This window comes from Streptomyces sp. NPDC016851, from assembly GCF_055562795.1.
The window spans coordinates 51,084-76,449 of sequence record NZ_JBVHEP010000017.1; the positions used below are offsets into that span (position 1 = coordinate 51,084).

Here is a 25,366-nt window from a genome sequence, read left to right on the forward strand (position 1 = left end):
CCCAGCTTGTCGTGCTCCTGGATGCGCTCGTGCGGCCGGGAGACGTCCAGGTGGAGCGCACCGCCCGCGCCGTCGGAGGCGAAGGGGATCCACGACGGGGGGTAGGCCGGGGGGAGACCCGTCGCCCCAGACCTTCGTCTTGGACCGCCAGACGGTCACGACCTCGTCGGTGCTCAGGATCTCGTAGCAGGGTGGCAGGCAGAAGTTGCCGCTGCCGTTGTGGCCCAGCAACAGGAGCGCGTGGTCGGGGTGGAGGCCCGTGCCGAGCTGCTCCTCGGCCCGGGCGATGTCCGCCGGGGTGGCCGCGGGAGCCAGCTCCCGGGGACGTCCGCGTTCCTCGAGCCAGCGTTCCACGCGCTGCCACGACTCGCCGAGCGGAGCGGGCTCCATGTGTCCTCCTGCCGGTCCGGGACGGACCTCACCGTAAGCTTGCGGGATGCCTGAAGTCGCCGTGGCGGAAGCCGAGTTTCGCGAGATCTTCGATTCCGCAGCCCCCGGGGGGACGACCCTCGTACCTCTCACGCACAACCCGTTGAACGGCGTCACCGCGGGCGTGTGGCGTGTCACGGGCGGCGGCCGGTCGGCCGTCCTGAAGGTGCTGACGCGGACGAAGGAGACCAGCACCACGTGGGCCGCCTCCAACGACCCCCGGCACTGGAACTTCTGGCGCCGGGAGGCCTACGTCTACCAGTCGGGGCTCGCCCAGGTCTGGCAGCGGCACGGCATCCGCGCGCCCCGGCTGCTGGCCTGCGTCGAACGCGCCGACGGTGACCTGGCGTTGTGGCTGGAGGACGTGCCGGGCGAACCGGCGACGGCCTGGCCGCTCGCCCGGCACGTCGAGCACGCGCACCGGCTCGGGGCCGCGCAGGGCGCGGTGGGTGCGGGGGAGGACCGGCCGTGGCTGTCGCAGCGCTTCCTGCGCGACTACACGGCCGACAAGACGACCGGCCAGGACTTGCTCGACGATGACGAGGCCTGGCGGCACCCCCTGGTCCGGGAGCACTTCCCGGCGGGCCTGCGCGAGGACATGGTCCGCCTTCACCACGACCGCGAGTGGTTCCTCACGGTCATGGAGTCCCTGCCGCGAGCCTTCTGCCACCTCGACCAGTGGCCGGCCAACGTCCACTCCGACGGCCGCGACAGCGTCCTGTTGGACTGGGCGTTCGCCGGGGACGGCGCGCTCGGTGAGGACGTCGGCAACTACCTCCCCGACTGCGTCTTCGACCTGTTCGTCCCGGCCGCCGACCTCCCCGGCCTGGCCAAGGCGGCGTACGACGCGTACGTGCAGGGCCTGCGCGAGGGCGGCTGGCGGGGTGACGAACGGCTCGTACGGCTCGGCGTGTGCGCCTCCGCCGTGAAGTACGACTGGCTCACCGCACTGATGCTCGCCCGGGCGGACGACGAGCAGCCGGCCTACGGCGGGCAGGGCGCCGTCCCCGCCGGACTCCGCTACCGCGAACGCGGCCTGACCCTCGCCTTCCTCGCCGACTGGGCGGCCGAGGCCCGGCTGCTGGCTCCCCAGCTCGGTTTCCCTCAGGCGCCGAGCGGCCGCTGACGCGGACGTGTGGGGCTCACCGCCGGGAGAAGGGAAGAGCGGAGAGGGGAAGAGCATGGCCCGCGTCGTCGAGTTGTCGTACTACCCGGTAAAGGGATGCGCCGGGACCTCGGCGGCCCAGGCGCCGCTGACACCCGCCGGACTGGCGCACGACCGCAGCTTCATGGTCGTCAGCGAGGAGGGCGTGTACCGCACGCAGCGCCGGGATCCCCGGCTGGCCGTCATCCGGCCGGCCGTCACCGCCGACGGCGCGCGCCTCACGCTCGGCGCGCCGGGCACCGAGGACCTGCACCTCCGGGTGGACGCCACCGGCACCCGCCGGAAAGTGGACCTGTTCGGAACCGCTTACCAGGGCATCGACCAGGGCGACACGGCAGCCGACTGGCTCTCGGAGGTGCTGCGCGCCCCGAGCCGACTGGTGCGCGTACCGCCGGAACACGACCGGGTGACCGACGGCATGACGCCGGGCACCTCCGGCTACGCCGACAGCTGTGCCCTGCACGTCGTCTCGCGCTCCACCCTCGACCTCCTCAACCGGAAACTGGGCGAACGCGGCGCGAGCCCGCTGCCCGTGAACCGCTTCCGCCCCAACATCGTGCTCGACGGCTGGGCCGAACCACACGCCGAGGACCGCGCCCGCCGCATCCGCATCGGCGACACCGAACTGGGCTACGCCAAGCTCGCCATCCGCTGCGCCGTCACCCTGGTCGAGCAGGAGTCCGGGGCGAGGGCGGGCCCGGAACCGCTGCGCACCCTCGCCGGCTACCGGCGGGCGTCCGAGGGCGGCATCGCCTTCGGCGTGAAGTTCGCCGTGCTGCGGCCCGGCACGGTGTCCGTAGGCGACGAAGCGGTCGTCACGGCGTGGGGCGAGTCCGAGCTGTGAGCCTCAACTCCGCGCGCGGGCCGAGTGCCGGCCGGTACGCCGACGGCCCCGGCCGCGTCGCGCCGCCATCGGTACGGCGAGGCTGACGACGAGGGCCAGCCCGAGCGCGTACGGCCACCAGCCGAAGCCGACGTCCTCCGACGCGCCGGTGCTCCGGGGCGCCGCGGCGCCGGACGCGGACGCCTCGGGCGCGGTCGGGGAGGGACTCGGGGCGGTCTTCGCGGTCAGGGCGACGTCGTTCCCGTCTCCCGCCCGGTAGTCGATGCGGTAGGTGGTGTCACCGAGCTTCAGGCGGGCGCCTTGCCGCAGCCCCTTGAACGTTCCAGAGATCCTGCCGTCGCCCTTGTGGTCGAGGACGGTGACCTCACGAGCCGGCCGGCCCCGGTCTCCGAGGGCCGAGACGTCGAGGTCCCCGGCCAGCCGTACCGTCCCCGTCACCTTCAGCGGCTTGCCGCGCAGGACCAGGGTGCCCTTGGAGCTCTGCGTGTAGGCCCCCTTCACGGTGAGGCCGGTCGTCACGGCACCGTCGTTCGTCACCGCTCCCGCGACCGTGCCCTTGCCGGTGAGTGTGGTCGCGACGCGCAGACCAGCCGGGCCCGTGTCCAGCCGCGCCCCGGCCGCCGTCAGGCGTATGGCCTTGCTGCGAGTGAGCGTGGCGCCCTTTCGGAGGGCCAGCGTGCCCTGGGAGACGGTGGTCGTCCCGGTGTACGTGACGGCGGGACCCGTCAGTGTCGTCGTGGCGGCTCCCGACTGGGTGAGGGAGCCGCTGCCGCCGATGCGGGAAAGGGTGAGAGGCCGCTTGGTGTTGCGCAGGACGAGTGAGCCGTCGTTGACGACCCGGTAGCGGGCGCCTGCCGTGTACAGTCCGCCGTCCCCGCCCCGCTTCCCGCTGCCCAGCCGCAGCACCGCCCCCTTCTCCACCGTCGTCGAGCCGTCGTAGTACTGGACGGCCGCGAAGGTCACGTCGTTGCCGGGGGTTCCCGCGATGACGATGTCGCCGGCGCCGGGGGCGGAGAGGGTGTCGTGGAACACGCCGCCGCCGATGGGGGCGCCGAGCGTCACCGGGCCGTCGTAGTCGAAGGTGAGGCGCGAACGGGAGCGGGCGGCCAGCAGGTTGATGTAGACCGTCTCGGCGGTGCCCGGCATGAAGATCCGGTTCGTGGTGCCGTCGCCCCACTGGACGTTCGCGCCCTTGATGTTGGTGCCGCGCTTGTTGACGTTCTTGCGGGCGGGCGTCCAGTTGAGGGCCGGGTCGCTGAGCGACGGGTCCCTGTCGCCGCCCTGGTCCGACCAGCTGTACTGGCCGGTGAGGATCACCTTGCTGCCGGGCCGCGACTGGACGTTGATGTCGCTGCCGTACTCGCGCTGATAGAAGTCCATGCCCATCGTGACGGTCCGGCCGAGCGGCGTGTCGACGGTCCAGGTGCCCTGGTTGAGGACCTTGCGGACGTTGGGGAGCGAGGTCGCGTACTCCGGGCGGCCCGCGTTGAGCTGCGTGCCGTTGTCGATCACCCCGGAGAAGGAGTGCGTGCCCGACACGTCCCAGGTGCCCCACAGGAACCTCGGCTGGGTGATCAGCCCGGAGCCGCTGATGGTGCCCAGGTTGTACGCGCTCTTCAGCGACAGCCGCAGGGTGCCGTCGACCCGGATGTTGTCCTGGTTGAGGCGGAACGCCGGGGTGTCGTACGGGAAGCGGCCGATCAGTCCCGTCGTACCGCCGTCGCCGTACTGCAGCGTCGCACCGCGCTCCACCGTGACCGCCGGCGGGTCCGGGTTGGCGACGGTGACGTACGGGTGGTTCCCGCCCAGCGTCCGCACCCGCTGCCGCCGCCGGGACTCCGGGAGCGTGAAGTCGCTGTCCTTGGTGAGGACCAGGGTCCCGCTGCCGCGCACCGTGAGCGTGCCCTCACCCCGGAACACGCCGTCGTACGTCGTCGTCCCGGGCGGCACGGTGACGACCGTGTCACCGCCGAGCGTGACGTCCCGGTCGGCCAGCACGTCGGCGGTGACGTCCCGGGGACCGGCGGCCACCGCCGGGGGAGCGGCGAGCAGGGAGGCGACCGCCGCGAGGACACAGGCGGCCGCTGCTGTGGTGTGGGTGAGACTGCGCACGGGAGAGGAGACGCGGGCGGTGGGCGCCGATAACAGAAAATCGGCGGTTGCCGTCCGACCGCTCAGTGCCGGGCGAACTGCACCCGCGTCGCCTGTTTGACGTCCGGGCGGATCGGGACGCCCTCGACGGTGAGCTGTTCGCCGTAGATGTCGGTGAGCCTCAGGGCGCCGCCGCAGCCCGTGCCGGAGGGGGAGAGGAAGTAGTTGTACTCGGTCCGCGTCAGCCGGGTCCAGCCGCTGCCGGTCTTGACCTCCAGGCGGGCCAGCGGGTTGCGGTGGCCGAGTGCCTGGATGCCGCACCAGTGGCGGCTGGAGCCGGTCTTGTAGCGGATCGAGACGGTGTCGGACGTGCTGGGGCTCAGCAGGCTCCAGGTGACCGGGATCCGGCCGGCGGAGAGGCCGGCGAGCTTGGCGAAGGCTTCCTTGCTGAGGTCGAGCTGTCCGGGGGCGCAGGGCAGCGGGCACTCGTTGGTGATCCGGACGGTGACGGAGGCGCCGTTCGCCGCGCGGACGAGGACGTACGCCCCGCACGCCTTGGACGTCTCGTAGTCGGTGTGGTTCATCGCCGCGACCATGAGGTCGGGGCTCGGGCCGTACAGGCAGGCGCCGTCGCCGTCCGCGGCGTCGTAGTGGGTGGCGACCCCCTTGTAGGCGACCTGGGGCTGGATACGTCCCGCCAGCGGTGCCGTGCCGGACGCCGGCCGCGGTGCGGACCGCGGGGCGCCGGTGGGCGAGGGACGCTTCGACGGGGTGGTCGCGGTCGGCGTCGGGAAGGCCTTGGACGGCTTCGGCTTCTGCTTCTGCTTCTGCTTCTGCTTCGGGCTCGGTTCCGCCTTCCGTTCCGGTGTCGCCGCCGGGGCACTCGACCGGTTGCCGGCGGCGGGCTCCGCAGCGGCTCGCACGGCGTTCGGCTCGTCGTCGGGGCGGAGTGCCACCATCAGGGACAGCAGAACTCCCACCGCTGCCACGGCGACGGCGAGGACGAGGGCCGTGCGCCGCTTGCGGAGGGGACGGCGGCGGGAATGGGATGCCACGGTTGCGTCCTTACGTGGTTCAGGGGAATGCACGCTTTCGACCCACCAGTCGCCGCCGGGGCCGGAAAGGTTGCCCCCTTTCTCGCAGCCGTCTCTCTTCGTCCCGTCAGACCCGTTGACCTCCTGGGGGCACGCCCTTACCTTTTCGGCGTTCGTAATGACAGATGGTGTTCGAAATGTCAGACGACGCATCAGGCGATGTATCAGGCGACGCATCGGACAACGCCGTGTGTCCCCCAGCGAGAGGCAGGCCCCACCGCATGAGCCGCGACCGCGACCACGCTCTGCCCGAACCCCCCAGCCGCAGGCTGCTGCTGAAGGGCGCCGCAGCCGCCGGTGCCCTGGCCGCCGTCCCCGCCGTCCCGGGTGTGGCCCAGGCCGCCACCCAGACCCGGCCCCCGAAGCCGGCTCCCTTCGTGAACCCGCTCGTCCGCAACCGGGCCGACCCGCACATCAACCGGCACAAGGACGGCTTCTACTACTTCACCGCCACCGCCCCCGAGTACGACCGCATCATCCTGCGCCGCTCCCGCACCCTGAACGGCCTGGGCACGGCCGACGAGTCCGTGATCTGGCGCGCCCACCCCACGGGCGACATGGGCGCGCACATCTGGGCGCCGGAACTGCACCGCATCGGCGGCAAGTGGTACATCTACTTCGCCTCCGCGCCCGCCGAGGACGTGTGGGCGATCCGCATATGGGTGCTGGAGAACGCCCATCCCAACCCGTTCAAGGGCACCTGGGTGGAGAAGGGCCAGGTGAAGACGGCCTGGGAGACCTTCTCCCTGGACGCCACCACCTTCACCCACCGCGGCAAGCGCTACCTCGCCTGGGCGCAGCACGAGCCCGGAATGGACAACAACACCGGCATCTTCCTGTCCGAGATGGCGAACCCCTGGACCCTGAAGGGCCCGCAGGTGCGGCTCTCCACCCCCGAGTACGACTGGGAGCGCATCGGCTTCAAGGTCAACGAGGGCCCGTACGTCATCAAGCGCAACGGCCGCCTCTTCATGACGTACTCGGCCAGCGCCACCGACTTCAACTACTGCATGGGCCTGCTGACCGCCGATGCCGACAGCCACCTCCTGGACCCCATCAGCTGGTCCAAGTCGCCGACGCCGGTCTTCACCAGCAATGACACCACCAAGCAGTACGGCCCCGGCCACAACTGCTTCACCGTCGCCGAGGACGGCCGCACCGACGTCCTCGTCTACCACGCCCGCCAGTACAAGGAGATCAACGGCGACCCGCTGAACGACCCCAACCGGCACACACGCATCCAGAAGCTCGGCTGGAAGCCGGACGGCACCCCGGACTTCGGCATCCCGGTCGCCGACACCGTGAAGACGGGTGGCTGAGATGAGACGTGCGTACGCGCTCCTCCTCGCCCTGTGCCTGGGCCTGTTCGGCGCCCTCGCCACCGCCGGCCCCGCCCAGGCCGCGCCCCAGACCATCACCAACGGCACCCAGTTCAAGGACACCTCCGGCAACCCGGTCCACGCGCACGGCGGCGGGGTCCTCAAGGTCGGCTCGTACTACTACTGGTTCGGCGAGCACCGCAACGCCGACAACACCTTCCGGTACGTCGACGCCTACCGCTCGACCGACCTGAAGAACTGGGAGTTCCGCAACCACGTCCTGACCGAGGCCAGCGACCCGGAGCTGGCGACCGCCAACATCGAGCGGCCGAAGGTCATGTACAACGCGTCCACCGGCAAGTTCGTGATGTGGATGCACAAGGAGAACGGCACGGATTACAGCGAGGCCCGCGCGGCCGTCGCCGTCTCCGACACCGTTGACGGAAACTACACCTGGAAGGGCAGCTTCCGTCCGCTCGGCCAGCACATGTCCCGCGACATCACGGTCTTCGTCGACACCGACGGCGCCGGGTACATGATCTCCGCCGCCCGCGAGAACTACGACCTCCAGATCTACCGCCTCACCGCCGACTACACCGGCATCGCGAGCCTGGTCGCCAACCCCTGGCCCGGCGGCCACCGCGAGGCCCCGGCGCTGTTCAAGCGGAACGGCGTGTACTTCATGCTGACCTCGGGCGCCACGGGCTGGAACCCCAACCAGCAGCAGTACGCCACGGCCACCAGCATCGGCGGGCCCTGGTCGGCCATGAAGAACATCGGCGACTCGACGACGTACGGCTCGCAGACCGCGTTCGTGCTGCCGGTCCAGGGCACGTCCGGTACCTCCTACCTCTACCTGGGCGACCGCTGGGGCAACTCCTTCGGCGGGACCGTCAACGACTCGCGGTACGTCTGGCTGCCGCTGACCTTCTCCAACTCGACCACGATGTCCATGTCCTGGTCGCCGCAGGTCACCGTCGACACGGCCGCCGGGACCGTCTCCGGCACGAGCGCCACGTACAACACCCTGATCGCCCGCCACTCCTCCAAGTGCGCGGACGTGACCAGCCAGTCGCTCTGGGCCGGGGCCCAACTGAAGCAGTACGACTGCAACGGCGGCACCAACCAGAAGTACTGGTTCAAGTCCGCCGGAAGCGGTTACTACCAGCTGATGGTCAGGAACAGCTCCCTGTGCGTGCAGGAGAACGCGAGCACGGTCACGCAGGAGAACTGCTCCTCCGCGACGAGCCAGCAGTGGTCGCTGACCACCACCGGCTCGTACGTGAACGTCAAGTCGCGTGCGACCGGCGAGTGCCTGGACGTGAACGGCGCGTCGACCGCCAACGGCGCCGCGCTCATCACGTACACGTGCAACTCAGGCACCAACCAGCAGTGGACGCGCGGGACCTGACCACCACCGGGACGGCCACTACGTCAGTAGGTCGATCACGTCGATCGCCGTCCCCGCACTGAGGAAGCCGGTCGCCCCCGACCCGCTCACCACGTCGATCCTGAGCACGTTGTACTGGCTCGGGTCCGTCTTCCAGGCGGACGCCGGGACGCTGTACGTGAACGTGTGGTTGTTGCCGCGGTACGAACCGTTGGTCAGCGACCGGGTGTTCGGCTGGGTGGGCGGGGAGGGGGCGGCGGACGTCCAGGCATCGAGCGAGGGTGACAGTTGAATCGATTCGCGAAAGGGCTTTCACGCGCCTGGGGACAGGATCCTCGCGAAATCGGGTCGAGGTCTAGAAAGCGCTTGCCAGAGGCGATACGTTCAGCCGCCAAGCCTTGTCACCGTGACGGAGGAGTTGCGAGTGAGACGTTTCACCATCGCCGCGCTGGCGGCCGTGACGCTGAGCACCGCCCTGTCCGCCGTACCCGCCCACGCGGACGAGGCCGGCGGAAGGCCGGGCCTCGCGCAGTGCACCGCCGGTGCCTGCCACTTCGACGTCCCGCCCGGCACGTACGACGTGCGGGTCGTGCTCGGCGGGAAGACCGCGTCCGCCACGAGTGTCAGCGGCGAGACCCGCCGGTCCCTGCTGCCGGAGACGGCCGCACCGGCGGGCGAGCGCGTCACCCGCAGCTTCACCGTGAACGTCCGCACCCCTGAGGGCGAGCCCACCGGCCCCGACGGAACCCCCGGCCTCGACCTGCGGATCGGCGGCTCCGCCCCCGCCCTGGCCGGCATCAAGGTCACCCCGGCCCGGCACACGCGCCAGATCTTCCTGGTCGGCGACTCCACCGTCTGCGACCAGCCCGGCGACCCGTACTCCGGCTGGGGCCAGCAGCTGCCCCAGTACCTCCGCCAGGGCGTGTCCGTCGCCAACTACGCCGATTCCGGCGAGAGTACGGTCACGTTTCTGGGGAACCCGCGACTGTGGGCCACCGTACGGCCCCTGATCCGCCCCGGCGACCTGGTCCTCGTCCAGCTCGCCCACAACGACAAGACCACGGACGAGGCCACCTACCGGGCCAACCTGGAGGCCCTGGTGGCGGGAGTCCGGGAGCGGGGCGGACAGCCGGTCCTTGTCACTCCCATCGTGCGGCGCTGGTTCAACACCGACGGCACGCTGAACAACGGAACCGCGCTCCTGGTCAACGGCCTGGGCGTCGACCACCCGGCGGTCACCCGCTCCGTCGCCGCCGAGCGGGACGTCCCGCTGATCGACCTCACGGCCAAGACGAAGGCACTCGTCGAGTCCCTGGGCGTGGAGGGTTCCAAGGCCCTCTACCTCTACGACGAGAAGCGGGACAACACGCACACCTCCGTGCGCGGTGCCACGGCCTACGCGGGCCTGGTTCGCGACGAACTCGTCACCCGGCATCTGGTGCCGAAGGGCAAGGTGCGGGTGGGATGAACCCCTGGGGCGCCCCGACCGGAACCGGGGCGCTCCAGGTCCACCCTCTTCGCCTGTTCCGACCTGTCCCAGCACGAAAGAGACGCGATGCAGCTGCCTCCCGCCGACCGCACGGCCTCCTCGATCACCGGCTACACCCGCGCCCACTGGGAGGCGGCGGCCGACGCCCTGCTCACCGCCGTCGAGCCGTACGCGACCGAGGACCGCGCGCTCTACCACCTGCCCGGCGACCACACCAGCTGGTCCGGCCGCCTCTCCGACGGCCTGGAGGGCTACGCCCGCACGCTGCTGCTGGCCGCCTTCCGCCGCGACGAGAAGGCCCTGGAGCGCTACGCCGACGGTCTGGCCGCCGGGGTCTCGGGCGTCTGGCCCCGCATCGAGGACCGCAGCCAGCCCCTGGTGGAGGCGGCGTCCATCGCACTCGCCCTGCGGCTGACCCGGGAGCAGTTGTGGGACCGCCTGGACGACGGCGTGCGCCAACGGGCGGCGGCCTGGCTGGGCGACGCGCTCACCGCCGAGGCCTGGCCCTGCAACTGGGAGCTCTTCCCGGTCACGGTGGGCGGCTTCCTGGCCGAGATCGGCCACGAGCCGGACGCCTCCCGCGCGGCGATCGACCGCGGCCTGGAACGCATCGAGCAGTGGTACCTGGGCGACGGCTGGTACACCGACGGCGACGGCCGCAAGTTCGACTACTACAACGGCTGGGCGATGCACCTCTACCCGGTGCTGCACGCCTGGCTGGAGCGGGACGAGCGCCTGCTGGAGCTGTACGGGACACGTCTGGAACGCCATCTCTCCGACTACGCCCGCCTGTTCGGCGGCGACGGCGCGCCCATGCACCAGGGCCGCTCCCTCACCTACCGCTTCGCGACGACCGCACCGCTGTGGCTGGGCGCCCTGACCGGCCGTACACCGCTCTCCCCGGGCGAGACCCGGCGCCTGGCCTCGGGAGCACTGCGCTACTTCCTCGACCGGGGCGCGGTCGACGACCGGGGCCTGCTCTCCCTGGGCTGGCACGGCCCCGACGCGTCCGTCCTCCAGGGCTACTCGGGCCCGGCCTCCCCGTACTGGGCGAGCAAGGGCTTCCTCGGCCTGCTCCTGCCGCCCGACCACGAGGTGTGGACGGCGGCGGAGGAACCCGCCCCGGCCGAACGCGCGGATGCCATCACCCCCGTCGGCCCGCCCAACTGGCTGCTCCAGTCCACCCGTTGCGACGGCGTGGTCCGCCTGCACAACCACGGCAGCGAGGACGTCCGCTACGACCCGTACTACACGCGCCTGGCCTACTCGACCGTGACGGCGCCGTCCCCCTCCTACGACAACAGCGTGCTCGTCGGCGACGACCCGAGCCGCACCGGCATCGAACCGCTGGGCGTCGGCGAGGGCTGGGCGGCCTCGCGCCACACCGCGGGCGGGGGAGCCCGGGTGACGAGCGTGGTGCTCGCGCACGGGGCGGCGGAGGTGCGGGCACACCTGGTGACGGGCGCGGAGCCCGGGACGCCCGTACGGGTCACCGGCTGGCCGGCGGGAGAGGGCCTGCGGGCCGAACTCCTGCCCGCGGCCGGCCTCGACGACTCCCTCACAGGTGTCACCGGCGAGGACGCCACGCTCTTCGTCGCCCTGGCCCGGCTGACGGGCGAGCCGGACCCCCTCCCGCTGGCGGAGCTGGTCTCCGTGCGGGTGGACGAGGCAGGGGTGGTCGAGGTCCGCTGGAGCCACGGGGACGGGGCGCGGGTCCGGCTGGACGATTCGGGAGTGGAGGCAGCGCCGCTCACGTGACGCGCTGGCCCTTCGAAACCGCCGACGACATGGCAATGGCAAGGAGAGAACTCTCCTTGCCACTCTCAACGTATAGCGCGCCGGGGGGCTTGCCGCAAGGCCCGGGTCAGGGCGCAGAATCGTCGGCCTGTGCCACACACTGCGGAAATGGGGAACGCGTCGGATGGCTGAGCACTTTGTGCGGGATCTTCAAGAGATCGACGAGACACAGGTCGCGGTCGTCGGGGGCAAGGGCGCGCACCTGGGCAGGCTTTCGCGGATCGAGGGCGTCCGCGTACCGGCCGGCTTCTGCGTGACGACGGAGGCCTTCCGGCGGATCATGGCGCAAGCGCCGTCGGTCGACGATCTGCTCGACCGGTTGTCGCGCGTGGACCCGGACGACCGGGAGGCGGTCCGTACGCTCAGCGCGCGGATCCGCCGGACCATCGAAGACATCGCCGTCCCGGACGATCTCGCCGCGGCGATCACCGGCGCGCTCGCCCGCCACGGCGCACAGGCCGCCTACGCCGTCCGGTCCAGCGCGACGGCGGAGGACCTGCCGACGGCCTCCTTCGCCGGCCAGCAGGACACGTACCTGAACGTCGTGGGGCAGGAGGCGGTCCTCCGGCACGTCAGCCGGTGCTGGGCCTCGCTGTTCACCGAGCGGGCGGTGACCTACCGCCGGCGCGGCGGCATCGACCACCGCACGGTCCACATGGCCGTGGTCGTGCAGCGGATGGTCTTCCCGCAGGCGGCCGGCATCCTATTCACGGCCGACCCCGTCACCGGCGACCGGAAGGTCGCCACCGTGGACGCCGGCCTCGGCCTCGGCGAGGCCTTGGTCTCCGGCCTGGTGAACCCGGACGTCTTCAAGGTGCGCGACGGGGAAGTCGTCGCGAAGACGATCGCCGCCAAACAGCGTGCCGTGCACGCCCTGCCGGCCGGCGGCACGCACGAGGTGGCGATCGACGCGCGGCGGCAGGAGCAGCCGGCGCTGACGGATGAACAGGTCGTGCGGCTGGTGCGGCTCGGACGGCGGATCGAAGCGCGCTTCGGGCGCCCGCAGGACATCGAATGGTGCCTGGACGGCGATGACTTCCACATCGTGCAGAGCCGGCCGATCACGACGCTGTTCCCCGTCCCCGAGACCGGCGACCAGGAGAACCACGTCTACGTCTCCGTCGGACATCAGCAGATGATGACCGACGCCATGAAGCCCCTGGGCCTCTCCATGTGGCAGCTGACGGCCATGGTGCCGATGCAGGAGGCCGGCGGGAGGCTGTTCGTCGACGTCACCCGGCGCCTGGCCTCGCCCGCGAGCCGCGCCGGCCTCCTCGACATGGTGGGGAGAGGCGATCCGCTGGTCAGGGACGCGCTGGAGACCGTCCTCGACCGCGGCGACTTCGTCCCGCCGCTCCCGGACGCGGGCCCCGGCGGGCCGCCTTCGGGCGGTCGCACGTCCGCTTCGATCGAGACCGATCCGGCCATCGTCACCGAGCTGATCGAGCGCAGTCAGGCGTCCGTCGCCGCCCTGCAGCGCGACATCCGGACGAAGACCGGACCGGCGCTGTTCGACTTCCTGCTGGAGGCCTTCGAGGAGCACAAACGCGTCCTCGGCGATCCGCAGAGCATGCAGGTGATCATGGCGGGGATGGAAGCCACGTGGTGGCTCAACGACAAGCTGCAGGAGTGGCTGGGCGAGAAGAACGCGGCCGACACGCTCACCCTGTCCGCCCCCGGCAACATCACCTCGGAGATGGGACTGGCGCTGCTCGACGTCGCGGACGCGATCCGCCCCCATCCGGAGGTCGTGGCGTTCCTGGAGGGCGTCGAGGACGACGGCTTCCTCGACGAGTTGGTGAAGCTCCCGGGCGGGACCGAAGCGCGCGACGCCATCGAGGCCTACCTCGACCGGTACGGCATGCGCTGCGTCGGCGAGATCGACATCACCAGGCCGCGCTGGCGCGAGCGCCCCAGCACGCTCGTGCCCGTGATCCTCGACAACGTCAGGCACTTCGGGCCGGGCGCCGCCGGGCGCCGCTTCGAGGAGGGCCTGCAGAAGGCGCTGCGGCAGGAACAGGACGTGCTGGCACGCCTGCGGGCCCTGCCGGACGGGGAGCGGAAAGCCGCCGAGACCAAGCGGATGATCGACCGGGTCCGCACCTTCATCGGGTACCGGGAGTATCCGAAGTACGGCATCGTCTGCCGCTCCTTCGTCTACAAGCAGGCCCTGATGGAGGAGGCCGAGCGCCTCGTGCGGGCGGGCGTGCTCGCCGAGCGGGAGGACGCCTTCTACCTCACGTTCCAGGAATTCCACGACGTCGTGCGCTCGCACCAGGTGGACGACCGGCTCGTCCGGGAGCGCAAGGACGCCTTCCGGTCCTACCAGGCGCTCACCCCGCCCCGGGTGCTCACCTCGGACGGCGAGGCCGTCACCGGGGCGTACCGGCGCGACGACGTGCCGGCCGGCGCCCTGGTCGGCCTGCCCGTCTCCGCCGGGACCGTCGAGGGGACGGCCCGCGTCATCCTCGACATGGCCGAGGCCGATCTCCAGGCGGGCGACATCCTGGTCACGACTTACACGGACCCCAGCTGGTCGCCGCTGTTCGTCTCCGTCGCGGGCCTGGTGACGGAGGTGGGCGGCCTGATGACGCACGGCGCGGTGATCGCCCGCGAGTACGGCTTGCCGGCCGTGGTGGGCGTGGAGCAGGCCACCCGGCTGATCCGGGACGGGCAGCGGATCCGTGTGCACGGGAGCGACGGGTACGTCGAGATCCTGTCTTGACCCACCTGGCTAGCGTGGCCCCATGACCGCTCATCCGAAGCAGACACCGGCCGCGGGGGCCGACTCCGCCTTCGCCGCCCTCCACCACGCCGAGGAGCCCCTCCTGCTGCCCAACGCCTGGGACTGCGCGTCCGCTCGGGCCCTGGCCGGGCAGGGATTCCGGGCGATCGGGACGACGAGCCTGGGCGTCGCCGCCGCCGCGGGACTTCCCGACGGCGCGGCGGCGACCCGCGCGGAGACGCTCCGGCTGGCCCGTGCTCTCGGCCCGGAACCGTGGCTGTTGTCCGTCGACGCCGAGGGCGGCTTCAGCGACGACCCGGACGAGGTGGCGCGGTTCGCGCGCGAGCTGCACGCCGTCGGGGTCGTCGGCATCAACCTGGAGGACGGACTCGGGCCCGCCGACCGGCACGCGGCGAAGATCGCCGCGGTCAAGGAGGCCGCCCCCGGCCTCTTCGTCAACGCCCGCACCGACACCCACTGGCTCGGCGACGGCGACGGCGACACCGCGGACACGCTCGCCCGGCTCGACGCCTACCAACAGGCGGGCGCGGACGGCGTGTTCGTCCCCGGCCTCACGGACCTGCGGCGGATCACCGCCCTGGTGCGCCACGTGCACGCACCCCTGAACATCCTCTACTCACCGGACGGACCCGCCGTCTCCCGCCTCGCCGACGCCGGCGTACGCCGGATCAGCCTCGGCTCGCTGCTGTACCGGCGGGCGCTGGGCGCGGCCCTGGAGGCGGTGGCGGAGATCCGGGCCGGCCGGACGCCGGCGGGGCGCACACCGTCGTACGCGGAAGTGGCCGGTCAGGTACCGCCGCGGTAGGCCGCCGCGTCAGGTGTCGAGCGCGGCGACCAGCAGCGACACGGCAGCGAGGTCCGGCAGGCACCGCAGGCAGGTGACGACCTGCCGGCCCGCGAACTCGCGCTGCGCCGCGGTCACCGCCGGATCGACGGCGCACTCGGCCTGCACACGGATGTAGTTCAAGTCCGTGGCGAAGAGCATCGAGAACGACTCCGGGCCCGTGACCTCGGCCCGGCCCCCGGCCTCGCGGTAGGCCCGCGCCAGGCGCCGGGCGGCCGCGATGTCGACCTCGTTCCGGCCCGACCACACGTACACGGCACGCGCGAACTCCCGGTCCGCCGAGACCGGCCCGGCGTTGTCCCAGTCGAGGAGGACCGGCCCGGCCCGGCCGACCAGGACGTTCTGGGGCTGGAGGTCGAGGTGCGAGGTCACGAGGCCGCCGGGGTCCGACGGCGTCACCCAGTACGCCAGCCGGGGCGCGGACGTGGCGATGAACCGGTCCAGTTCGTCCGCCCACGGCAGGCCGGCGTCCCGCACCTTCTTGAGCACGTCCTCCCAGTCGGCGTCACCGGGACACCGCTCGTACCAGTCGTCCGGCGTCTCGACGGCGCCCTCACCGGCCCGGTGCAGCAGGGCCATGGTCCGGCCGAACCAGTCCAGGACGTCCGGGTCGGACGCGTCCGCGCGGGTGCCGTCGACCCAGTCGTACAGCTTCACGTACGACCCGCCCGAGGCGAGCCGGGAGACGTGCGCGCCCTCCCGGTTCGGGTGGAGGCGGGGCGAGGCGATGCCCAGGCCGGCCGCGGAGTCCCGGAGTGCGGCCTCGCGGCGGACCTGCTCCTCGTCGCAGCCGAAGAGCAGCTCCTTCACGGCCCACGAGGACCCGTTCCCGGTGAGCTTCCAGATCTGGCCCAGCGCGCCCCGCGTGACGGGCGTCATCGTCCAGGGCCCGGCGCCCAGCGTGTAGGTCTCCGCTATGGAACCGGCTGTGTCAGGCATCGGTCGTCCTCTTCTCGCCGGGCCAGTTCTGAAGCAGTACGTGCAGGGCGTCGATCGCCCGGTCCCAGGACGCCTGGACGTCACGGGGCGCGCCGAAGGCGCCGGTGGACTCCAGGGCGCAGTAGCCGTGGAAGGTGCTGCGCAGCAGGCGCACGGCGTCGGTGAGGTCGGGTTCCTCCAGGCCGTAGGCGCGGAGCATGCCGTAGGTGACGTCGGCCGTGCGGCGCATCGCGGGGGAGTCCGTGAGGAGGTCCTGGTCGATCGGGAGCTGGGTCGCCGCGTACCGGCCGGGGTGTTCCAGGGCGTAGGCCCGGTAGGCACCGGCGAAGGCACCGAGCGTGTCCCGGCCGGCCTCCCGCCCCTCGACCGCCGCCGCGATCCGGTCGATCATCTCGCCGCCCGCGCGGAGGGCCAGGCGGGTGCGCAGGTCCTTCAGGCTCCGGACGTGGGTGTACAGACTCGCGTCCTTCACGCCGAAGCGGCGGGCCAGGGCGGAGAGGGTCACGTGGTCCAGGCCGGCCTCGTCGGCGAGGTCGGCCGCGGCGGCGACGAGGCGGTCGGGCGTGAGGCCGGCTCTGGGCATGAGGGAAGAGCGTAGTACGAGCTCAGCGGATCGGCGCGTAGATCACCCCGAGCTTGTCGATCTCCGCGCCCGCGCGGCCCGTGAAGCCCACGATCTGCCAGCCGGAGGGGGCCGTGAAGGTCTTCGCGTCGGACGTGGCGGTGCCGGCGGACAGGGTGCGGTTCTTGTCCGTCGTGAAGGACGCCGAGAAGACCCGGGTCCGGCCGTCCTTCTGGCCCTGGGTCAGCTTCGCCGAGGTCAGGTGCTCGCCCTGGGCCAGCGTGAGGGAGGCCGCCGTGCCGCCCGTGCCGCCGTGGGTGAGGGCCGTGCCGCCGTCGTGGGTCAGGGACACCGCGTCCAGGCGGGTGGCGCCGCGCAGGGTGAGGGTGCGGGGAGCGGGGTTCGCCGGCAGGTCGTCCGCGTCGTTGAAGGCCGTGCCGTGCGGGCCGCCGATGAAGTCGCTCGCGCACAGGGACGAGTTGAGGGTGTAGGAGAAGTCGACCGCGTGCGGGAAGTGGTCGGAGAGGTGCTTGCCGTCCGAGCGGAGGAAGGCCTTCCAGTCGTTGGCGTAGCGGGTCGCGGTGAGCGTCAGCAGCTTGCTGCCCCGGTACAGGACCTTGTCCACGACCTCGCAGTCGTTCGCCGGCGCCGCCGCGTCGCAGACCAGCGCGTCGCTGCCCTGCGCCGGGGGCGTGCCGCCCTTGACCAGCTTCACCCAGGCGTCCGTCAGGCCGTTCTCGGACAGCAGGGTGCGGATGTTGTCGCCGGTGCGGGTGTACCGCGTGTTCGTGTCGCCCATGACGATGACCGCGTTGCCCGCCGAGTTCGCCTGGATGAAGTCCGAGAGCTGCTCGACGTTGGCCCGGCGTGCGGCGAGCGCGTCGTCGGTCGAGTCGGCGTTGGTGTGGACGTTGTACAGGTCGACGAAGACGCCCTCCGCGAGCCTGACCCGCGCCAGCGAAAAGCCCTTGGGCGTCAGGCAGTTGGTGCCCGTGCAGTTCTTCCACTTCACCCGCTGGAAGTCCTCGAAGGGGTGGTCCGAGAGGGTGTTGAGCCCGTCACCGAAGGCCGCGCCACCGCTGGTCGCCGTGCGGTACGGGTGCTTGTCGTTGGCGTACAACGAGGCGTGGTAGTTGAAGTCCTCCTGCACGTTCACGATGTCGTACGGCCCGAGCCGCTGCCCGATCAGCGGGGTGTTGGTCTCGGGGTCGCCGTCGCCGAGCCCGAGGGGGAGGCCCGCGATGTTGTAGGTCAGCACGTTGAAGGAACCGGAGTCCGCCGCGACGGCGGGCGTCGCGGAGGTCGCGGTCAGTCCGGTGAGGGCCAGAGCGGCAGCGGCGAGCGTGCCGAGGAGTCGTCTCATGGTGGGGGTGTCTCCGGTCAGGGGGAGGCGGAGCGGAACATGAACGGTGCTCAGATTTGGTGGCAACCAGTGTGACGGACAAGGCCAGTTGGGGAAACAGTGAAAGACGAGGTGATCCGCCGCTCCCGGGCCGCCCGCCGATCACCCCTCGGTCGTTCAACGTTCATGTTTCGCCTCGATCCTCCACACGCGGCCCGGTCACGCGCCGCGGAAGGCAGCCGCGGACGGCAGCGGCACACAGGAGGCGCTTCATGGGACACGGGCACGCACACGGCCATCACCACCACGGGCACGACCACGCACACGAGGCCGCGCCGGCCCTGCCCCCCGCCTTCGACACCTCCGTACCCGACGAGGCCCTCACGCCCGAGCAGCGCTCGCGCCGCTCGCTGCTGCGGCGCGCCGGTCTGCTCGGCGCGGGCCTGGCGGCCGGGAGCGTCCTCGCTCCGGCGACGCCCGCCGCAGCCTCTTCCCCCGCCGCCTCGTCCACCGGCCGCCGCAGGGACGGCTTCCTCTGGCTCGCCGGCGACCACCACATCCACACCCAGTACAGCAACGACGGCAAGTACCGCGTCGTCGACCAGGTCCGCCAGGGCGCCAGGCACGGCATGGACTGGCTGGTCATCACCGACCACGGCAACGCCACGCACGCGAGGATCGGCGTCGAGAAGGTCAACCCCGACATCCGCGAGGCGCGCGACGCCCACGAGGACACCCTCGTCTTCCAGGGCCTGGAGTGGAACATCCCGGCCGCCGAGCACGGCACGGTCTTCGTGCACCCCGGCAGGAACGAGGTCGCCGTCCTCAAGCAGTTCGAGACCGACTACGACGGCAGCGTCAAGGGCGCCTCCGACTCCACGCCCGCCAACGAGGCACTCGCCGTCGCCGGCCTGAACTTCCTCGCCGACCAGGTCAGGCGGCGCAAGGTCAAGGACGCGCTGATGCTCGCCAACCACCCGGCGCGGCGCGGCGTCGACTCCCCGCACGAGATCCGCGCCTGGCGCGACGCCACCGGCTCCGGACGCCGGATCGCCGTCGGCTTCGAGGGCGCCCCCGGCCACCAGGCCGCGGGCCTGCCCGCCCCGCTCGGCATGGCCCGCGCCCGCGGCATCTACGACAACAACCCCGGCGTCAACTCCTTCCCCGGCTACCCGCCGGAGAGCTACCGCACCTGGGGCGGATTCGACTGGATGACCGCCACCGTCGGCGGCCTGTGGGACAGCCTCCTCGCCGAGGGCAAGCCCTGGTGGATCACCGCCAACTCCGACTCCCACCAGGTCTACGCCGACACCGCCGTGCGCGGCGGCCCCGACAGCGACTACGCGGCCCACGGCAAGCACACCGACCCGGGCTACGGCGGGAAGATCGACCTCACCCAGGGCGACTACTGGCCCGGCCAGTACAGCCGTACCCACGTGGGCGCCGACGGCTTCTCGTACGCCGCCGTCATGGACGGCATCCGGGCCGGCCGTATCTGGGTCGACCACGGGCAGCTCGTCAGCGCCCTGGACGTGCGCGTGACGGGCGGCGGCCGCTGGGCCACGCTCGGCGGCGCGCTGCACGTCAAGAAGGGCACGAAGGTCACGCTGACCGTCGACGTCACCCCGGCCGGCGGCCCCAACTGGGCCGGATTCGTCCCCGAGCTGGCCCGCGTCGACGTCATCCAGGGCGATGTGACGGGCCCGGTCGCCGACCGGGACACCTTCACCGCCCCGACCGCGAAGGTCGTCAAGGCGTACGACGTCAGCAAGGCCACCGGCGTCATTCGCCTGACCTTCGAACTCGGCCGCGTGGAAAAGCCCGTGTACGTCCGGCTGCGCGGCACCGACGGCAACCGGTCCGCCGTCGGCGCGATGGGCGCGACCGTCGATCCGGCCGGCCCGGCCCTCGACGTCGTCGGCGACGCGGACCCGTGGCGCGACCTGTGGTTCTACTCCAACCCCGTGTGGGTCCTGCCCTCGTGACGCCGTACGCCCTCACCGTCGACGCGGGGGTCAGGGAGCTGCGCGCGGCCGACCACCTGCTGCACGCCCTGGCCGCCGAACTCGCCCTGCCCGAGGACGCGTTCGGCTGCACCCACCTGGTGCGCGGCGAACGGCCCCGCGTCGTCCTGTCCCTCGCCCTGCCCTCGGAGCCGCTCCGGCGCACCGCCCTGGAGCGGCTCACGGGCCTGGGCCACGAGGTGCTGCCCGGCGTACCGGACCCGGTGGGGCGCGCGGTGCTCTACCCGGGCGTCACCTCGCTCACCGGCACGCTGACGGTCGCGGACGTGCTGTCCAGGTCCGCGATCGACCGCGTGACCGTCCTCGGCACCGCGGACCCGCCCGCCCCCGGCACGCCGCTGACGACCCGGGACCACGTGCGCCCGCAGTGGCAGGACGGCGCACTCGTCCTGACCGCCATGCCCGCCGCGGGCGGCACCCTCGTCCCCTTCGAGGTCCCCGACCCGACACCGTGCTGCGCGGACCACTGACGCCCGGTCAGGTCCGGCGCAGCAGCCGCAGGTCCTCGCCCCAGGAGTCGAGGACCTGGTCGTGACCGGCCCGGCGCGCCCCTTCCTCGATGTCCGTGAAGAGGGCGCGCTGGGTGGGCGGGTCGCCGTCGGCCAGGATGCGACGGACGACTGGCAGAAGCCGGCTCGCCTCCCACCGGGGCTCGCCCAGCGGCTGCCGCTCCAGCTCCCACTGGAGGTACTTGTTGTAGGGCCGGACGCGGCGATGCAGGGCGAAGAGCACCTCCAGCGCGTAGGGGACGGACTCGGCGGCGTCCAGGTGGCCCATGGCGGGGCGGCCGTCGCGGTAGCTCTTCAGCGAGCGGTAGGTCTGGTTGACGTACGCGTCGAGCCAGCCGTCGACGGCGGCCCGGGCCTCGGTTTCGCCCAGCGTCCGCTTCTCGTCGAGGATCCGGGCGATGGTCCCGTCGAGACGGTCGAGCAGCACCTGGGCGTGGACGTAGGAGTAGCGCGCGAAGTGGTCCGGCCGGCCGGGCATGCCCCGGGTACGGAACTCCGCCAGCGGAATGACCACGAGGTCCAGGTGCGCGGAACGGAACCAGTCCAACTCGGCGATCGCGGACGCGTGTTGGTCCTTCAGGATCACGTGCAGGTCGTAGTCGGAGTGGACTGTCGGCATGCCCTCGTGGACCCGGGAGCCGCTGAGGACCAGCCCGGCCACGCCGGGATCGGCGGCCGCCCGTGCGGTGAACGCGGCCAGGGTGGCGTCAGGAGTGTTGCCCAGGACGATGTTCATGCTGATCTCTCCGACCTCACCGTGCGGACGCTACTCCCTCCTCACCGCCCGCCGGTATCGCTTTTTCGCTCAGCCTTCGGGTTGAGCCCGAGTCGTAAAGTTGCCCGGGAGCCGGAGAGTTGGGACTCGGGGGAGGCGGCGGCATGACGCACGGGGCGGCGCGGCGCGAGGACGCCGCCGACGAGGGCTTACCCGGCACCCGCCCCCTGTGGCGGCAGCGGGACTTCGGCATCTTCTGGGTCGCGCAGACCCTCTCCGTGCTGGGCGACTCCTTCGCGCTGATCGCCCTGCCCCTGCTGGTGCTGCAGTCCACGGGGTCCCTCGCGCGGATGGGGCTGCTGACGGCGGTGGGCGGGGCGGCGGCGGTCGTGGCGGCGGTGTTCGCCGGGGCCGTGGTGGACCGGGTGGACCGGCGCCGGCTGCTCATCGCCTGCGACCTCGTGCGCATGGTCCTGTACGGGGTGATCCCGCTCGTGTGGCTGTGCGGCCCGCAGACCTGGCTGCTGTACGTGGTGCTGCCGCTGTGCGAGGCCGTCGGCATGCTGTTCGCGGTCGGCTACGTCACGGTCGTGCGGGGCCTGGTCGGCACCGGGCGACTCACCGAGGCCAACGGCCGGTTGAACGCGACGGCCGCCGCCGCGGGCGTCCTCGGGCCGCTGTGCGCGGGAATGGTCGCCGCCTGGTCCGGCCCGGCCGCGGCGGTCGGTGTGGACGCGGCCAGCTTCGGGGTGTCGGCCGCGTGCCTGTGCTGCGTACGGTTCCGCAAGCGCGCACCCGACGAGCGGACGGGGCGGCGCACCGGCCTGTGGCAGGACCTGCGCACCGGCGTCGCCTTCCTCCACGGCCACCCCGTGCTGCGCTCGCTCACCGCCCTGCTGTTCGTCTTCAGCTTCCTCACCCTCGGCCTGAACGACCTGGTCATCTACCACCTCAAGCACGACCTCGGCCATGACGACGGCACGGTCGGCACCGTCATGGCGGTCGGCGCGCTCGGCACCATCACGGGTGCCCTGCTCGTGGCCCGGTTCCGCCGCCGCCTCGGCTTCGGCCCGACGTGGACCGGCTCGGTCGCGGTGTGCGGGCTGGCCTTCGCCGGTCTCGGCTGGGCCCGGGACGTGCCGGTCGTGGCGGCCCTGAGCGCCGCGTTCCTCGCCTGCGTCGGCATGGCGGGAACCTGCTCGATGTCGCTGCGCCAGGAGGTCACGCCCGAGCACCTCCTGGGCCGCGTCACCTCCGCCTTCTGGACACTTCAGTACGCGGCGGCACCCATCGGCGCGGCCTTGCTGACCTGGGCCGCCGAGGAGCGGGGCACGACCCCGGTGGCCGTGGCCGCCGGAGCCATCTGCGTCCTGCTCGCCGTGACCGCCCTGTTCACCCCGATCCGCGGGGCCGGCCGGTCACCCGTTGACCCCGCTGTAGTGCCGCAGACTCCACCGCCACAGCAGCCGGGATCCCAGGTACGCCAGCAGCCCGAGCAGCGGTGACGCCGCCGCCAGCCAGTACGGCACGCCCGTGGTGTGGCCGTGGCCGGTCAGGACCGCCGCCGGGAAGTAGGCGACGAACGCGAGCGGAAGACCGTACGTCAGGAAGCCGCCCACGGCCTTGGGCAGGACGTTCAGCGGGTAGCTGCCGAACGTGCCGAGGAGTTCCTCCAGCCAGCGGCCCCATTGGTCGGCGGCCGGGAAGCGCAAGGACGCGCTGGCCACGACCGTGAACAGGGCCGCCTCCAGCAGCATGCCGCCGAGCACGGCCGCGACCAGGTACGTGATCCGGCCCGCCGTCCAGTCCAGGTCGCTGCGGGACAGCGCCCCCACCATCAGACCCGCCGCCACCGTCAGGTCCCCGATGGCGTTGGTGGGGAAGAACGCCAGCTGGATCTGCCGGTGGACGGGCATCGGGCGCGTCAGGTAGATGTCGACCCGGCCTTCCTGGATCTGTCGTCCGGCCCAGTGCATCCGCCCCAGGAACAGCACGAACAGACCGTGTGCCAGCATGCGCGTCGCCGGGATCAGCAGCACGTCCGAGCTGTCCCAGCCGCCCATCCCGGCGAACCGGGACAGCAGCACCGTGGCGAACACGATCACCGACACCTGCCAGATCGCCCCGATCGCGATCATCAGCAGGAACTCGGTGCGGTACTCCATCTGCGCGCGGAAGTTGAGCGCCGTGACGCGCCACACGATCCGCAGAGCCTTCACCGACATCTCAGCCTCCCTGCGAGATCACGCGCCGGGCGGCCCGCCGCCACAACAGCCGGGTGAACAACGCCAGCACCAAGACCCAGGCGGCCTGCACGGACAGCTGGAAGGCCGCGTCGGACAGCGGGATCCGCCCCACGTACAGCGACAGCGGCACGCTCAGCGTGGCCTGGAAGGGCAGGAAGGCGCTCATCGTGACGAACCAGTCCGGGAAGAACCACAGCGGCGCGTACACCCCGGACAGCAGGTTCTGCGCGAACAGCAGGATGAGCATCGCGGCGGTGTTGCGGACCGTCCAGAAGCACAACTGGTCGAGCACGAGCATCACGTAGTAGAGGACCCACTGGCCCAGCAGCATGCTGAGCACGAACACCCCGGCCACCGCGGCCGAGCGGGGCGGCTCGACGACCCCCGCCGCCAGGCAGACCACGTATCCCGTCAGCGCCCACGCGAGCCCGTAGAGCTGCTCGCCGGCGGCCCGCAGGGCGTAGTAGCGCTGCGGCGGCAGCGGGCGCAGGTACCAGTAGACGATGGTGCCGAAGTGCATGTGCTGGAGGACCGTGTCCCGCCCCGCGTACTGGTCCAGCTCCCGCAGCCGGGACGCCAGGACGGCCAGCACGGCGTAGGTCACCGCCTGGTCGCGGCTCAGGCCGGCGGTCGTGCCGGTCTGCGCGTACAGCCCGCGCCACAGTGACCAGACGAGCACCACCTGGACGGCCAGCCGGAGCGCGACGGCGGTCATCCGGGGCGGGGCGTTCAGTTCGCCGAGGGGGGTGACACGGGAGGCGCGCCAGGCGTGCAGCGCGGCCATGTCAGACCTCCCCGACGTGCACGTACGCGGCCCGCATCACGTCCTCGAGGTCCGCCTCGTCCAAGGCGATGTCCGTCACCTCGAACCGCTCGATCACGGCCTTCAACGCCTGCTGGACGGTGGGCGCGTCCGCCCCGTCGGGGCCGAAGACGACCTGCGCGCCGCCCCGCCGCAGCACGGTGATGCCGGGCGGCGGTACGACCTCGGCCTGCGCGTCGGCGAGCGTGGCCCGCACCTGCCAGGTCGAGCCGAACTTCCGGCGGATCTCGTCGAGGGTGCCGTCCAGCACGAGCCGGCCGTGGTTGACCAGCACCACCCGCTCGGCGAGCCGCTCGACCTCCGTCATGTCGTGCGTGGTCAGCAGGACCGTACGGCCGCGCTGCTCCACCTGGTGGCGCAGGAACTCCCGCACCTGCTCCTTGACCACCACGTCCATGCCGATCGTCGGCTCGTCCAGGAACACCACTGGCGGGTCGTGCAGCAGGGCGGCGGCCAGGTCGCTGCGCACCCGCTGGCCGAGCGAGAGGTGCCGGACCCGGGTGTCCCAGAAGGACGACAGGTCCAGGATCTCGTCGAACTCCTTCAGCCGGGCGGCGTGTTCGGCCTTCGGCACCTCGTAGATGTCCCGCAGGATCGCGAACGACTCCCGCACCGGCAGGTCCCACCACAGCTGGGTGCGCTGCCCGAACACCGCGCCGATGTTACGGGCGTTGCGCTCCCGCTCCAGGTACGGCACCACGCCCGCGACCCTGGCCTGGCCGGACGTCGGCGTGAGAATGCCGGTCAGGATCTTGATGGTGGTGGACTTGCCGGCGCCGTTCGGGCCGAGCAGGGCGAGGAGTTCGCCGGGGGCCACGTCGAAGCTGATGTCGGCGACGGCGTGCTTGGCCACTCGCTCCGGGTTGACCAGGGATCTGACGGCGCCCAGGAAACCGGGGCGGCGGACGGTGGTGTGGAACGTGCGGGTCAGCCCGCGGACCTCGATGGCGACATTCAACCGACCCACCCGCTTCCTCGTGGTGAAAACAGTCGCGGCC

20 protein-coding genes and 1 pseudogene are annotated in these 25,366 nt (G+C 71.9%); 11 read left to right on the top strand and 10 right to left on the bottom strand.

Features of this window, described 5'->3' with window-relative positions:
- Positions 1 to 436: 436 nt before the first annotated feature.
- Positions 437 to 1,555, top strand: a complete 1,119-nt coding sequence (locus ACZ3I3_RS25635) for an aminoglycoside phosphotransferase family protein (protein ID WP_467368751.1) — start codon at positions 437 to 439, stop codon at positions 1,553 to 1,555.
- 55 nt (positions 1,556 to 1,610) lie between these two features.
- Positions 1,611 to 2,438 carry an MOSC domain-containing protein gene (locus ACZ3I3_RS25640; RefSeq protein ID WP_467368753.1) on the top strand — a complete coding sequence of 276 codons (828 nt, stop codon included), beginning with the start codon at positions 1,611 to 1,613 and terminating at the stop codon, positions 2,436 to 2,438.
- Positions 2,439 to 2,441: 3 nt separating this feature from the next.
- Here ACZ3I3_RS25640 and ACZ3I3_RS25645 read toward each other — a convergent pair whose 3' ends face one another.
- Entirely contained in the window at positions 2,442 to 4,550 is a 2,109-nt protein-coding gene (locus tag ACZ3I3_RS25645; RefSeq protein WP_467368755.1) for an autotransporter-associated beta strand repeat-containing protein, read from the bottom strand.
- A gap of 62 nt (positions 4,551 to 4,612) precedes the next feature.
- A complete protein-coding gene (locus tag ACZ3I3_RS25650) occupies positions 4,613 to 5,584 on the bottom strand; it encodes an expansin EXLX1 family cellulose-binding protein (protein WP_467368757.1) in 972 nt (323 codons plus the stop codon).
- A gap of 260 nt (positions 5,585 to 5,844) precedes the next feature.
- Between ACZ3I3_RS25650 and ACZ3I3_RS25655 the strand changes: the two genes are divergently transcribed.
- Positions 5,845 to 6,942: a glycoside hydrolase family 43 protein gene (locus ACZ3I3_RS25655; RefSeq protein WP_467368758.1), complete on the top strand. Its 1,098-nt coding sequence runs from the start codon at positions 5,845 to 5,847 to the stop codon at positions 6,940 to 6,942.
- 1 nt (position 6,943) lies between these two features.
- On the top strand, positions 6,944 to 8,353 hold the full coding sequence (locus tag ACZ3I3_RS25660) for an RICIN domain-containing protein (RefSeq protein WP_467368760.1): 1,410 nt from the start codon (positions 6,944 to 6,946) through the stop codon (positions 8,351 to 8,353).
- Positions 8,354 to 8,371: 18 nt separating this feature from the next.
- Here ACZ3I3_RS25660 and ACZ3I3_RS25665 read toward each other — a convergent pair.
- Positions 8,372 to 8,605, bottom strand: a pseudogene (locus tag ACZ3I3_RS25665) (polysaccharide lyase family protein); the annotation flags it as partial.
- Positions 8,606 to 8,756: 151 nt separating this feature from the next.
- Here ACZ3I3_RS25665 and ACZ3I3_RS25670 point away from each other — a divergent pair.
- From ACZ3I3_RS25670 to ACZ3I3_RS25685, 4 genes are all read left to right on the top strand, one after another.
- Entirely contained in the window at positions 8,757 to 9,800 is a 1,044-nt protein-coding gene (locus ACZ3I3_RS25670; RefSeq protein ID WP_467368762.1) for a rhamnogalacturonan acetylesterase, read from the top strand.
- 87 nt (positions 9,801 to 9,887) lie between these two features.
- On the top strand, positions 9,888 to 11,579 hold the full coding sequence (locus ACZ3I3_RS25675; protein ID WP_467368764.1) for a DUF2264 domain-containing protein: 1,692 nt from the start codon (positions 9,888 to 9,890) through the stop codon (positions 11,577 to 11,579).
- 163 nt (positions 11,580 to 11,742) lie between these two features.
- A complete protein-coding gene (rph, locus tag ACZ3I3_RS25680) occupies positions 11,743 to 14,343 on the top strand; it encodes a rifamycin-inactivating phosphotransferase (protein WP_467368766.1) in 2,601 nt (866 codons plus the stop codon).
- Between the two features lie 22 nt (positions 14,344 to 14,365).
- On the top strand, positions 14,366 to 15,169 hold the full coding sequence (locus ACZ3I3_RS25685; RefSeq protein WP_467368768.1) for an isocitrate lyase/PEP mutase family protein: 804 nt from the start codon (positions 14,366 to 14,368) through the stop codon (positions 15,167 to 15,169).
- Between the two features lie 9 nt (positions 15,170 to 15,178).
- Here the strand turns inward: ACZ3I3_RS25685 and ACZ3I3_RS25690 are convergent, their stop codons facing one another.
- From ACZ3I3_RS25690 to ACZ3I3_RS25700, 3 genes are read right to left on the bottom strand one after another with little or no spacing between them, the layout of a single operon-like run.
- Positions 15,179 to 16,147: a phosphotransferase enzyme family protein gene (locus ACZ3I3_RS25690; RefSeq protein ID WP_467368770.1), complete on the bottom strand. Its 969-nt coding sequence runs from the start codon at positions 16,145 to 16,147 to the stop codon at positions 15,179 to 15,181.
- Positions 16,140 to 16,730 (bottom strand): TetR/AcrR family transcriptional regulator, encoded by a 591-nt coding sequence (locus ACZ3I3_RS25695; protein WP_467368772.1) that lies wholly within the window; start codon positions 16,728 to 16,730, stop codon positions 16,140 to 16,142. The genes ACZ3I3_RS25690 and ACZ3I3_RS25695 overlap by 8 nt, the downstream gene beginning before the upstream one ends.
- Positions 16,731 to 16,752: 22 nt before the next feature.
- Positions 16,753 to 18,072 carry a jacalin-like lectin gene (locus ACZ3I3_RS25700; RefSeq protein WP_467368774.1) on the bottom strand — a complete coding sequence of 440 codons (1,320 nt, stop codon included), beginning with the start codon at positions 18,070 to 18,072 and terminating at the stop codon, positions 16,753 to 16,755.
- Positions 18,073 to 18,323: 251 nt separating this feature from the next.
- Between ACZ3I3_RS25700 and ACZ3I3_RS25705 the strand changes: the two genes are divergently transcribed.
- Positions 18,324 to 20,036, top strand: a complete 1,713-nt coding sequence (locus ACZ3I3_RS25705; RefSeq protein WP_467368775.1) for a PHP domain-containing protein — start codon at positions 18,324 to 18,326, stop codon at positions 20,034 to 20,036.
- Entirely contained in the window at positions 20,018 to 20,545 is a 528-nt protein-coding gene (locus ACZ3I3_RS25710; protein WP_467368777.1) for a hypothetical protein, read from the top strand. Before ACZ3I3_RS25705 ends, ACZ3I3_RS25710 begins: the two co-directional genes overlap by 19 nt.
- Before the next feature lie 7 nt (positions 20,546 to 20,552).
- Here ACZ3I3_RS25710 and ACZ3I3_RS25715 read toward each other — a convergent pair whose 3' ends face one another.
- Positions 20,553 to 21,320 carry a hypothetical protein gene (locus ACZ3I3_RS25715; protein WP_467368779.1) on the bottom strand — a complete coding sequence of 256 codons (768 nt, stop codon included), beginning with the start codon at positions 21,318 to 21,320 and terminating at the stop codon, positions 20,553 to 20,555.
- Between the two features lie 143 nt (positions 21,321 to 21,463).
- Between ACZ3I3_RS25715 and ACZ3I3_RS25720 the strand changes: the two genes are divergently transcribed.
- Positions 21,464 to 22,804, top strand: coding sequence for an MFS transporter (locus ACZ3I3_RS25720; protein WP_467368781.1), 1,341 nt, complete (start codon positions 21,464 to 21,466; stop codon positions 22,802 to 22,804).
- Here ACZ3I3_RS25720 and ACZ3I3_RS25725 read toward each other — a convergent pair.
- The 3 genes from ACZ3I3_RS25725 to ACZ3I3_RS25735 are packed head-to-tail and all read right to left on the bottom strand — an operon-like array spanning position 22,718 to position 25,326.
- On the bottom strand, positions 22,718 to 23,524 hold the full coding sequence (locus ACZ3I3_RS25725; protein ID WP_467368783.1) for an ABC transporter permease: 807 nt from the start codon (positions 23,522 to 23,524) through the stop codon (positions 22,718 to 22,720). The two genes, ACZ3I3_RS25720 and ACZ3I3_RS25725, sit on opposite strands and share 87 nt — an antisense overlap.
- Before the next feature lies 1 nt (position 23,525).
- Positions 23,526 to 24,329, bottom strand: a complete 804-nt coding sequence (locus tag ACZ3I3_RS25730; protein WP_467368785.1) for an ABC-2 family transporter protein — start codon at positions 24,327 to 24,329, stop codon at positions 23,526 to 23,528.
- A 1-nt stretch (position 24,330) separates the two neighbouring features.
- Positions 24,331 to 25,326, bottom strand: coding sequence for an ABC transporter ATP-binding protein (locus ACZ3I3_RS25735; RefSeq protein ID WP_467369006.1), 996 nt, complete (start codon positions 25,324 to 25,326; stop codon positions 24,331 to 24,333).
- Between the last annotated feature and the right edge of the window lie 40 nt (positions 25,327 to 25,366).